Source organism: Photorhabdus heterorhabditis (assembly GCF_018448905.1).
GTDB classification, from domain to species: domain Bacteria; phylum Pseudomonadota; class Gammaproteobacteria; order Enterobacterales; family Enterobacteriaceae; genus Photorhabdus; species Photorhabdus heterorhabditis.
In genome coordinates this window covers 69,357-80,065 of the sequence record NZ_RCWA01000020.1, presented here as the reverse complement: position 1 = coordinate 80,065, position 10,709 = coordinate 69,357, and the positions used below count along the sequence as shown (strand labels likewise).

Below are 10,709 nucleotides of genomic sequence, written 5' to 3'. Positions count from 1 at the left end.
CAGATTGTCTGATTAATTGTTAAAGAGCAGGCCACCTTAAAATTTGATATTCTCGGTCAGCCGGGCTGCGTATATTACGCTTTTTGCCCGCAGAGTCAAGCGCTTATTTGCGCTCCCCTGCCCAACCTCACACGTTTTCTTAGCGTTGTGTCGGTCAGTGGTGGCGCATTATAGGGCGTTCTTCGGCGCTGGCAAGTGTTTATTTGAAAAAAGTTAACGACAGCTGATTATTTCGGCAAATTTAACTTAAGTCGCCAGCTGTTCCAGTTTTGAGAATCCATATACCTGCAAAACGGGGATTAATGCATCAGTATCAATATTCATTTTCATACAATAAGCAAGACTATCTACTGAAGTACAAACCAAGTTTTCTTGATGCTTAACCAGCCATGCCGTTCTTCGGGCAATGGCAGCGCCAGAGTCAATTAAGCGTGTACCATTAGGTAATATTTGAACTAGTTCTTCTGCCAATAGTGGAAAATGAGTACAACCCAATACTACCGTATCGGGTGGTTCTTTCATTCTGAGCCAAGGTTTCAATATTCTTTTTAAAGCGTCGAAAGAAACCTCACCTCCATGCAATTTAACTTCAGCCAATTCTACCAATTCAGCAGAGCCTATAGATTCAATCCGGCAATCTGTCGCAAATCTTTCGATCAATTCTTTTGTATAGACGCGATTAACTGTCGCTCTGGTGGCCAACAATCCAATAATTCTATTACGGGTTAACTTTGCCGCGGGCTTTATTGCCGGAACCACTCCAACCACTGGGAAACCGAACCGTTCGCGCAGAGCTGGCAAACTAACTGTACTTGCTGTGTTGCACGCAATAACGACTATTGCCAAAGGGTGTTTTTTCTGAACAGCGTCAACAATTTTAACGACTCGTTCAACAATAAATTCTTCCGATTTCTCACCGTAAGGGAATGCTTCATTATCAAAAACATACATATAGTGGAGATCCGGTAGTAATTGCCGGATCTCTTGGTAAACAGATAAGCCACCTACACCAGAGTCAAATATTAAAACTGTCGGACGGGCGAATTTATTCAAATCAGAAGTTATAGCTCCCAGTGAGGTAGTATTCACGTCCTGGAGTGCGATAGCCATAAACTGTCTCGTAATCTTTATCAAGCAGGTTGGCTATTCTACCACGAATTGTTAAATGAGAAGTGACCGGATATGAAACAGCTAAATCCCAGAAGCTAACACCACCTAATTTCACTTTTTGAGCGGGATATGTACTGAAATCGTTATCATAACGCTGCCCCAGATATTGATAGGTTAACCCCCAATCAAAATCATATAACTGCCAGTCAAGTTGATATTTCACTTGTTGCTTCGCACGACGAGTTAAAATTTCATTAGTTTCATTATTACGTGGCTCAATATATTGTAATGTCAGTTGATGCTGGAATATGCCGGTATCCATTGATCCTGTCCACTCAACACCTTTAATTCTTACTTTGCCAATATTGTAGTAGTGACTATTTGTATAATCGATCAATTGCTCAATATCATTACGATATACAGAAAGACGCCAACTCAGCAAGCCAGCTACACCTTCAATACCACCTTCCCATTGTTTACTTTCTTCGGGTTTCAAATCGTGATTTCCACCAAAACCATACATCTGACTTAGCGTCGGCGCTTTAAACGCCGTACCATAAGAAACAATCAAACGATAACCTTCAATAAACTCCCAGCCTGCACTGGTTTGCCATGTAGTATTCCAGCCAGCTTCTGAATGTTTATCTGAACGAATGGCACCTTCTAGAACCAAATCTTTTAATTGCTGCTGTGCTGTCAGATATATTCCTGTATTACGTACCGTTTCATTCGTCGGAATATCACTTGTTCCTGCGTCTATGGACTGTTTTTGAAAATCTACACCAGTACTCACCATTCCCTGATATAACTGAAAAGTCTTTCCCCATTGCAGGTTATATTGTTCAGAATCACCCAGAGTAGCGGACTTGTCATAGCGTCCATATTTAGGATCAAAGTCATAGTCTTTTATATAATCATAACTTGTGATTAGTTGGGACGAATAACTCCCTTGGTTAAATCGGATTCCTACGTCATAGTGACGGCTATAAAGTTCACGGGTATCCGGCCTGGCATATGGATAATTCCAGTTAACATCGGCATCATAAGATGTTCTATTATCATAGCCATAAGTACGGGCAAATCCGCTGAATTGCTCATTAAATTTTTGCTCTATTCCCAACCAGAGCATTTTACTCATAAAACCATCACGGTCAGGTTGTCTGAAACCACTGGTATTACCAGCAGAAACAACATCATATCCTTTAGTATAAGTATAGCTAGCTGCTGCTGTCATGACAGTATTTTCGGCCAACTTTCGCTGGGTTGCGCCCTCATAAATCTGGTAACCATGTGAGCCGATACTTACGTTGAGGTTAGTTCCCGGTTTCTCTCTGGTTGTAATGATATTGATAACACCTCCAATCGCATCAGAGCCATAAACAGCTGAACGAGGTCCACGGATATACTCAATTTTCTGAACCAATGATATAGGTATTTGGCTTAAATCAGAGGAACCACTGACACCGGCCTGATTTAGACGTATTCCGTCCATCAGCACCAATACATGACGAGAGTCAGTACCGCGGATAAATAGAGAACTAAGCTGCCCGATGCCACCATTTCGCGCAATATCAACACCAGGCAGGCGGCGTAAGATATCGGCTACGCTATTTGACTGCCAACGCTCAATTTCATCTCGAGTTACAACAGTATAAGGAGCCAGTATGCTTGAAACAGGCTGTTTAAACCTACTTGCCGTAACAACCAATGAATCCTGCCGCCCCTCCGCAACAGAGGAATGATTCCAACCGGAGATCACCACGATTGAAACAACGGATAATAAAAATCGGTTTTTATTTATCATGAGAGAAAACATCCCACAATTTATTATTAGAAGGACACGCTACGACGAAGCATTGAACCTATTCATAATAGTAAGCATAGACAAGATCATGCATGAGTAAATAAGAAAACTGGACATCCTTTGTTCTTTCCCTACAATTTCGCACGAAAATTTTTCTTACTACAGATATAAGAGAACAAACATAATGCAAAATCCCCTGCCAACGGAAAGTTATGAACAACAACTTACAGAGAAAGTAAGCCGCTTAAAAAGCATGATGGCGTCTTTCCAGACCCCGGAGCCAGAGGTTTTCCGTTCACCAGTATCTCATTACAGAATGCGGGCAGAATTTCGTATTTGGCATGAGCAGGATGATTTGTACCACATTATGTTTGAGCAACAAACGAAACAGCGCATTCGCATTACTCAATTCCCTGTTGCTAGTAACTTAATCAACAAAATGATGGAAGTATTAATTGACTCCATTAGGTCTGAACAAACCCTGCGCTATAAGCTATTTCAGATTGATTATCTATCCACTTGCAGTAATAAAATCCTCGTTTCTCTGCTGTATCACAAGAAATTGGGTGACGAATGGACACAACAAGCATTAAAACTACGTAATGAGTTAAGAAATAAAGGGTTTGATGTCGAACTCATTGGCAGAACAGCTAAAACTAAAATCATATTGAATCATGATTATATTGATGAAGTTTTACCTGTTGCAGGTCGGAAAATGATCTACCGCCAAGTGGAAAACAGTTTCACCCAGCCAAATGCTAGCGTCAATATTCATATGCTCGAATGGGCAATTGATATTACCAAAGGTTCAAAAGGCGATTTACTTGAACTTTACTGCGGTAATGGCAATTTTTCTCTGGCGCTAGCTCAAAATTTTGAAAGAGTACTAGCAACAGAAATTGCTAAGCCATCTGTTGCAGCAGCTCAATATAATATCGCGGCCAACAATATTGATAATGTGCAAATTATCCGCATGTCAGCCGAAGAATTTACTCAAGCAATGAATGGCGAACGCGAATTTAATCGTCTTAAAGGTATCGATTTGAAAAGCTATCAATGTGAAACCATTTTTGTCGATCCACCACGTAGCGGCCTTGATAAAAAAACCGTTGAAATGGTCCAGGCATATCCGCGAATTCTTTATATTTCCTGCAACCCGGAAACTCTTTGCCACAACCTAGAAACATTAACCCAAACGCATAAAATCAGTCGCGTAGCTCTATTCGACCAGTTCCCTTATACACATCATATGGAATGTGGCGTACTTTTGGAAAAATTAAGTTAATATTTAGCTGCTATATAAAACAAAAGCGCCGCAAATATTTTTCATCCTTGCGGCACTTTTGACCAACTAATCGCAACCTTCCACAATTGCCTGGTTTTTACGGATTTTGACTTTTCTATAAATCCAGAACACCAATACGGTACCAATTACCGCAGGTAGAAAATTAGAACCAATTTCAGGATATTCAACCCTGATAATTGCACTATAACTAAATAATCCTAACAGGAAGCAGGCGACAACCAACTTAGGCATCCCATCTGGCATTGAGTAATTCAAATAGCGCTGATGGAGACAGTAAATTGATAAAACCAGTGTTATCAGTGGGAAAACTGAAAAAGAAACAACTGAGCTAAAAACTGCTGAAAACGTTCCATTAGTTGCTAATCCGACAATCAAAGCAAGTAACAATGTACTTTTGTCCTGGCGGTATTGTTCCATCATTTCGTTCTCCTTCTTCATAGTTATTTAAGTTTAGGGTCCGGTGGATTCATTTCTCTGCGATACCAATAATATGCACCTTTAGCAATCATCCGTAGTTGCAAGACTAAACGTTCTTCCAAACGCTGTCTTTTCTCCAAATCAATATCCAGTGCTTCTGCACCTGCACTGAATACTATTGTTACCATTGCCTCTGCCTGCACTTCAGTAAAATGTCTCGGCATATGACTTTCCTGCTCCAAATAGTCTGCCAGCTCAGCAATAAAATGTTGGATTTCCCGTGCTACAGCGGCCCGGAATTCAGCAGAAGTACCTGAGCGCTCACGTAATAATAATCGGAATGCGTTTGGATTATTACCAATAAATTCCATAAAAGTTGAAACAGAAGTACGGATGACGCTGCCACCTTTAGCAATACGTTGCCGGGCTTGCCTCATTAACTGACGTAGCATCAAGCCACTCTCATCAACCATAGTCAGTCCCAATTCATCAACGTCACGGAAATGACGATAAAATGACGTTGGCGCAATACCTGCTTCACGGGCAACTTCACGCAAGCTAAGGCTGGTAAAACTCCTTTCAGCACTCAGTTGACTGAATGCAGCTTCGATCAATGAACGGCGGGTTTTTTCTTTCTGTTTCGCTCTGACGCCAGTAATGTTACTCACACGAATCCTGATATCTCTGTCTGAATATAATCAAATTTTATGATGATACTCTTATCATGTCACTGATACTGATCTGTTTCACCATGAAACTGCGACACTAAATCTTTATGGCGTTTGGGTTATTAAGTCAACCAATGTTAATATGGCGTTGTAACTTTGTGTAAAAACAGGTCTTTCCTCTATGCAACATATTCATTTTGACGCCATTGTCATTGGCTCCGGCCCCGGAGGGGAAGGAGCAGCAATGGGACTGGTGAAACAGGGTAAAAGCGTTGCAGTTATTGAACGCTATAATAATGTCGGAGGTGGTTGTACTCATTGGGGTACTATCCCGTCCAAAGCCCTCCGCCACGCTGTCAGCCGTATTATAGAATTTAACCAAAATCCGCTGTACAGTGATAACTCCCGCATTCTTCGTTCTTCATTTGCCGAAATCTTACGCCGTGCCGAAATTGTCATCAATCAGCAAACTAAAATGCGTCAGGGATTTTACGAGCGCAACGGGTGCCGTATGTTTTCCGGGGAAGCCACTTTTATCGATGAACATCGGGTAAGTGTGCGTTATGCCGATGATAACTACGATATCTTAAGTGCAGATAAGATTATTATCGCAACAGGTTCCCGCCCCTATTGCCCACCAGATGTTGATTTCACACATTCACGTATTTATAACAGTGATTCAATTCTGAAACTGGATCATGAACCACGGCATGTCATTATTTATGGCGCTGGGGTGATTGGTTGTGAATATGCTTCAATTTTCCGTGGATTAGGCGTGAAAGTTGATTTAATCAATACCCGTGACTACTTGCTGGCTTTCCTTGATCAAGAAATGTCAGACGCACTTTCCTACCATTTCTGGAATAGCGGTGTTGTGATCCGTCACAATGAAGAATATTCTAAAATTGAAGGGGTTGATGATGGTGTTATTGTTCATCTCAAATCCGGTAAAAAAGTCAAAGCTGATTGTCTACTTTATGCTAACGGTCGAACAGGCAATACCGATACTTTAGGACTGAAAAATGTGGGCCTGGAAGCAGATAGCCGTGGTTTATTAAAGGTCAATAAGATCTATCAAACCAACAACGAAAATATCTATGCCGTAGGAGATGTTATCGGTTATCCAAGCCTGGCATCCGCCGCTTATGATCAGGGCCGAATTGCCGCTCAAGCGATGACCAAAGGCAGTGCAGAAGCTCATCTAATTGAAGATATTCCAACAGGTATCTATACCATTCCTGAAATCAGTTCTGTAGGAAAAACAGAACAACAATTAACTGCGATGAAAGTGCCTTACGAAGTTGGGCGCGCACAATTTAAACATCTTGCGCGCGCTCAAATTGCAGGGATGAACGTAGGAAGTTTGAAAATATTGTTTCACAGAGAAACAAAAGAGATTCTTGGAATTCACTGCTTCGGGGAGCGTGCTGCTGAAATCATTCATATCGGTCAGGCTATTATGGAACAAAAAGGTGAAAGTAATACTATCGAATATTTCGTCAATACTACTTTCAACTATCCAACCATGGCTGAAGCCTATCGTGTCGCTGCCTTGAATGGCCTGAACCGGCTATTTTGATTGCCCGTAACAAGCATTCATTTTAGCTTTAATCGCCTCTGCCAATTGCTCATAGCGACTACGCAGAGGTGAGCCAGGGCGATAAATCAAAATGACAGACCGTTTAGGTTCAGGGTTGCTACATTTCAGATAACAGACACCATCACGTTTTCTCTCCTGCGGAACTGCTAAGTCAGGCAATAACGTTATTCCACTACCAGCAGCAACCATATTACGCAGAGTCTCCAAGCTGGTTGCACGGAAATGGGTATCTTCTTTCGCTCCAGCCTGAAAACAGAAACCCATTGCCTGATCGCGCAAACAATGACCATCTTCTAGCATCAACAATTTCTCACCGGCCAATTCATCCATAGAGACTTTTTCTCGATCTGCCCAGAGATGACCATCATAGATTGCTAATTTCATGGGTTCTTCAAACAGCGGAACTTCAATGAAAGCTTCCGTCTCCTTAACCATAGCCAGAATCGCACAATCCAATTTGCCACTATGCAACTGGCCTAACAAGCTTTGCGTCTGAGCTTCATGCAGATACATTTCCAGCTTAGGGAACAAATAATGCAGCTCAGGAATAATATGGGGTAACAGATATGGGCCAATTGTCGGGATCAAACCAATATGCAGAGGGCCAGACATATTTTCCCCCTGAAGTGACGCCATTTCCTGCAAGATCCTAACCTCACGGAGAACCGTTTTAGCTTGTTCCACTAATAACATCCCTTGCTGAGTGAACAAAACCTTGCGGCTGGTACGCTCCAATAGCATTACACCTAGCTCATCCTCGAGCTTACGAATTTGCCCGCTCAACGTGGGCTGGCTGACGTGGCAAGAATCGGCAGCATGGCGAAAGTGCCGATGCTCCGCAAGAGCCACAAGATATTCCAGATCGCGGATATTCATTCCCAACCTCAACATATTTAATATAAGTGATAGAAACTACCAATAAATAATTATATCAATGTGAGGAAAAGACTATCAGATAATCCTTAAAAACTTATATGTAAAGATCTTATTTATTTTTACAGGAGATATATTCATACCCCCTGCTGGCTATTACTGATCTAGTTTCAACCTCTGTTTAGCATCTGAAATCGCTTTCATGACCTGTCTTCGTGATACGCCACCTTTTGCAAGGCGCTTATCCAGACAAGATTGCAGAGACAAAATATCGTATACATCTTCAGTAATTGTACGGCTGAATTTCTGCAACTCTACTAATGACAACGCTTCCAGTGCTTCCCCTTGAGCAAGCGCCATAACCACGATTTCCCCGACAATATGGTGGGCTTCACGGAATGGAACACCTTTTACGACCAAATAATCAGCCAGTTCGGTTGCGTTGGCATAGCCTTGTTTAGCTGCTTCTTCACAACGTGAACGCCTCACCTGTATGCCATCCAACACCAGCGCAGCCATATGCAAGCAACCCAACCAAGTGTCTAACGCATCGAACAACCCCTCTTTGTCCTCCTGCATATCTTTATTATAGGCAAGTGGTAAGCCCTTCAAAGTCATCATCATACCAGTCAATGCACCTTGGACCCGGCCACATTTCCCACGAATTAACTCCAATGCATCTGGGTTTTTCTTCTGGGGCATCAGAGAAGAACCGGAAGTCACCCGATCGGACAGTTCAATAAACCCTGCTTCGCCACTGTTAAAGAAAATGAGGTCTTCAGCGAAACGAGAGAGGTGGATCATGCTGATGCTAGCATCAGATAACAATTCCAATACATGGTCACGATCTGAAACACTATCCAGGCTGTTACGGGTCGCAGAAGCAAAACCCAACCACGATGCAAGTTGTTCGCGGTCAATATCATAAGCAGTTCCTGCCAACGCTCCACATCCAAGCGGGCTAATATCCAGTCGTTTTAACGCATCCTGTAATCGGCTTTCATCACGAGCCAACATTTCTGTATAAGCTAGGCACCAGTGAGCAAATGTGACAGGCTGTGCTCTTTGCAGATGAGTATAGCCTGGCATCACCGCATCTTGATTATTCTCTGCGGTAATAACCAATGCCTGCTGTAATTCCACAATTGCATGATGAATATGCGTAATTTGCTTTTTACACCAAAGTTTTAAATCTGTCGCCACCTGATCATTACGGCTACGGCCAGTATGGAGCTTTTTACCCAAATCACCGACTTTGCTGATCAACTGCTCTTCCACCCAACTATGAATATCTTCTGCATTACTTTGCAAGATAGCTCGTGGATTAGCTTGCACTTCGTTTAGTAGCTCATTTAATGCCAGTTCCAGTTTTTGTTGTTCCTCAGCCGTCAGTACATCAACCGTTACCAACGCTTTTGACCATGCAACTGACCCCGTAATATCCTGTTCTACCAGCCGGTAATCAAAACGTAATGAATCGTTAAACTGTTTGAACTGTTGATCTGCTTCCTGACTGAAACGTCCACCCCAAAGTGCCATATTTTCGTTCCTGATTATCTGATGTCTGAGTGATTATTGCCTTTTTATAAACCGCAATTTCATTCACAAAGTGGAAATAATAGGCCAGAAGAGTCAACCCAAGGATGGATTCACAATCTGGCCATTATTCCCGTTACCATGGACGATGAACTTACTTCTTACTATTTAATGCCCTAATACGTGAAGGGAGAGAATACAGACGAATAAACCCTTCTGCATGGCTGTGATCATAGACTTCATCTTCACCAAACGTTGCAAATTCTTCAGAATAAAGGCTGTTTGCTGATTTCTTCTGGATAGCTGTCACCTGACCTTTATAGAGTTTCAGTACCACTTCACCGCTAACATCTGTTGCCAAAACTTCAGCAGCTGCTTGAATAGACTGACGCAACGGTGCAAACCAACGTCCGTCATAAACGACATAAGACATTTCCAATCCAAGTTGTTGACGCCATTTAAAACTATCACGGTCCAAAACCAATTGTTCGACACCACGCAACGCAGCCATCATGATAGTTCCTCCTGGAGTTTCATAACAGCCACGGGATTTCATACCTACCAAGCGATTTTCCACGATATCGATCCGACCGATACCATGTTTTGCACCTAAAATATTCAACTCCTCAAGGCATTGATATGGAGACAGTTCCTTACCATTAACCCCAACCACTTCGCCTTTCTCAATAGTGACGTTTACCAGCTCAGCTTCATTTGGTGCTTCTTCTGGCTCTACCGTCCATACCCAGCAATCTTTATTAGATGCATTCCAGGTACTTTCCAATACTCCACCTTCTGTAGAAATATGCCATGCATTCTCATCACGACTGTAGATCTTCTCTAATGTTGCTGTAGTCGGAATATCCCGCTCTTTCAAATAATCCAACAATGCTTCACGAGAACGTAAATCCCACTCTCTCCAAGGTGCTACCACTTTCAACTGGGGAGCTAATGCAGTATAAGTACTTTCAAATCGAACTTGATCGTTGCCCTTACCTGTTGCACCATGAGCCAGTGCATCTGCTCCCACTTGCAGCGCTAGTTCAACCTGTGCTTTAGCAATAATTGGCCGCGCCATTGAAGTTCCCAGTAAATAGCTACCTTCATACAACGCACCAGTTTTCAGTACCGGATAAACATAATCTTTGATGAACGCTTCACGTAGATCGACAACGTGACAGGCCGATGCACCAGAGCGCAGAGCTTTCTGCTCCACCCCCTCCAAGTCTTCACGGCTTTGGCCTACATCTGCGACAAAAGCGACAACTTCACAGTTGTCATAATGTTCTTTCAACCAAGGAATAATGGCAGAAGTATCCAAACCACCAGAATATGCGAGAACTATTTTCTTAATGTCTTTAGTATGCATGAAGTTACCCTTTGAAATTCCGTTGT

The 10,709-nt window shown here is 42.4% G+C and carries 9 protein-coding genes; 2 read left to right on the top strand and 7 right to left on the bottom strand.

The annotated features are described in order from the left end of the window. Positions 1–246 precede the first annotated feature (246 nt). Both murI and btuB read right to left on the bottom strand, forming a co-directional pair. The gene (murI, locus tag EAE89_RS13730) at positions 247–1,110 is read right to left on the bottom strand and encodes a glutamate racemase (protein WP_214086058.1); all 864 of its coding nucleotides are present in this window, start codon (positions 1,108–1,110) and stop codon (positions 247–249) included. Further along, positions 1,055–2,914 carry a TonB-dependent vitamin B12 receptor BtuB gene (btuB, locus tag EAE89_RS13725; protein WP_214086057.1) on the bottom strand — a complete coding sequence of 620 codons (1,860 nt, stop codon included), beginning with the start codon at positions 2,912–2,914 and terminating at the stop codon, positions 1,055–1,057. The genes murI and btuB overlap by 56 nt, the downstream gene beginning before the upstream one ends. A 184-nt stretch (positions 2,915–3,098) precedes the next feature. Between btuB and trmA the strand changes: the two genes are divergently transcribed. Continuing rightward, a complete protein-coding gene (gene trmA / locus EAE89_RS13720) occupies positions 3,099–4,199 on the top strand; it encodes a tRNA (uridine(54)-C5)-methyltransferase TrmA (RefSeq protein WP_054477674.1) in 1,101 nt (366 codons plus the stop codon). A 66-nt stretch (positions 4,200–4,265) separates the two neighbouring features. Here trmA and EAE89_RS13715 read toward each other — a convergent pair whose 3' ends face one another. Then, on the bottom strand, positions 4,266–4,637 hold the full coding sequence (locus EAE89_RS13715) for a YijD family membrane protein (RefSeq protein WP_054477683.1): 372 nt from the start codon (positions 4,635–4,637) through the stop codon (positions 4,266–4,268). A 23-nt stretch (positions 4,638–4,660) separates the two neighbouring features. Continuing rightward, on the bottom strand, positions 4,661–5,296 hold the full coding sequence (fabR, locus tag EAE89_RS13710) for an HTH-type transcriptional repressor FabR (RefSeq protein ID WP_166304736.1): 636 nt from the start codon (positions 5,294–5,296) through the stop codon (positions 4,661–4,663). Between the two features lie 190 nt (positions 5,297–5,486). Here fabR and sthA point away from each other — a divergent pair, with 190 nt between their 5' ends. Continuing rightward, entirely contained in the window at positions 5,487–6,884 is a 1,398-nt protein-coding gene (gene sthA, locus EAE89_RS13705) for a Si-specific NAD(P)(+) transhydrogenase (protein WP_054477669.1), read from the top strand. Here sthA and oxyR read toward each other — a convergent pair. The 3 genes from oxyR to EAE89_RS13690 all read right to left on the bottom strand — a co-directional run bounded on the left by oxyR (position 6,876) and on the right by EAE89_RS13690 (position 10,683). Then, positions 6,876–7,781: a DNA-binding transcriptional regulator OxyR gene (oxyR, locus tag EAE89_RS13700; protein ID WP_149616289.1), complete on the bottom strand. Its 906-nt coding sequence runs from the start codon at positions 7,779–7,781 to the stop codon at positions 6,876–6,878. The genes sthA and oxyR overlap by 9 nt on opposite strands. Positions 7,782–7,934: 153 nt before the next feature. Then, positions 7,935–9,317, bottom strand: coding sequence for an argininosuccinate lyase (gene argH / locus EAE89_RS13695; RefSeq protein ID WP_054477665.1), 1,383 nt, complete (start codon positions 9,315–9,317; stop codon positions 7,935–7,937). A 151-nt stretch (positions 9,318–9,468) separates the two neighbouring features. Beyond that, a complete protein-coding gene (locus EAE89_RS13690) occupies positions 9,469–10,683 on the bottom strand; it encodes an argininosuccinate synthase (protein WP_054477663.1) in 1,215 nt (404 codons plus the stop codon). Positions 10,684–10,709: the final 26 nt, after the last annotated feature.

Bases quoted from the DNA above. Each gene is read 5' to 3' on its own strand.
- murI (WP_214086058.1), bottom strand. From the start codon at position 1,110: ATGGCTATCGCACTCCAGGACGTGAATACTACCTCACTGGGAGCTATA.
- EAE89_RS13715 (WP_054477683.1), bottom strand. From the start codon at position 4,637: ATGGAACAATACCGCCAGGACAAAAGTACATTGTTACTTGCTTTGATT.
- argH (WP_054477665.1), bottom strand. From the start codon at position 9,317: ATGGCACTTTGGGGTGGACGTTTCAGTCAGGAAGCAGATCAACAGTTC.
- oxyR (WP_149616289.1), bottom strand. From the start codon at position 7,781: ATGAATATCCGCGATCTGGAATATCTTGTGGCTCTTGCGGAGCATCGG.
- btuB (WP_214086057.1), bottom strand. From the start codon at position 2,914: ATGATAAATAAAAACCGATTTTTATTATCCGTTGTTTCAATCGTGGTG.
- sthA (WP_054477669.1), top strand. From the start codon at position 5,487: ATGCAACATATTCATTTTGACGCCATTGTCATTGGCTCCGGCCCCGGA.
- EAE89_RS13690 (WP_054477663.1), bottom strand. From the start codon at position 10,683: ATGCATACTAAAGACATTAAGAAAATAGTTCTCGCATATTCTGGTGGT.
- trmA (WP_054477674.1), top strand. From the start codon at position 3,099: ATGCAAAATCCCCTGCCAACGGAAAGTTATGAACAACAACTTACAGAG.